This is a genomic window from Corallococcus exercitus, assembly GCF_003611585.1.
GTDB lineage: Bacteria > Myxococcota > Myxococcia > Myxococcales > Myxococcaceae > Corallococcus > Corallococcus exercitus.
Window position 1 is genome coordinate 1 of sequence record NZ_RAVW01000899.1, and the last position, 436, is coordinate 436.

General features: G+C 46.6%; 1 protein-coding gene. It reads right to left on the reverse strand.

The window, feature by feature from the left end:
- Positions 1-177 precede the first annotated feature (177 nt).
- Positions 178-436: DUF4113 domain-containing protein (locus D7W79_RS42765; protein WP_120530807.1), on the reverse strand; the 259-nt coding region annotated here is incomplete at its 5' end.

The window sequence follows — 436 nt, forward strand, 5'->3', positions numbered from 1 at the left end:
GCGTGATACCAGGTGCTTTTTCGGTTGAAAAGAAATTGCTTGAATTACTGGAAAAACAATCTGGTCTCCATACGTCTGTGGATTGCAGTACTCCTCTTACAGAGCAGAGTCTGTCGAGAAATGACGGTGAAGACCAGACCAGAAGAAACGCTGAAAATATGTTCGGAGATGACTGAACTAACCCAGCCTGGCCAGGGGAATATCTCGCCATTTAGTTGTATAACACTGACTCAACATTTCCCGTTTCATTTGCCATTCAGGGGCGGTTCCTCGCCCCGCAAACCACACTTTCCCTTTTCCCGACTGGTTCAGTTCATCGAGTGTTTTCATTAACTTTTCACTGTTTTTACGGGGCTGGATTTCATCAAATAATCCCGGCTGCGCTATACCCGATGGTGTGAAATCAGCCAGCATGACTCCTGCCTTCATATAGCGG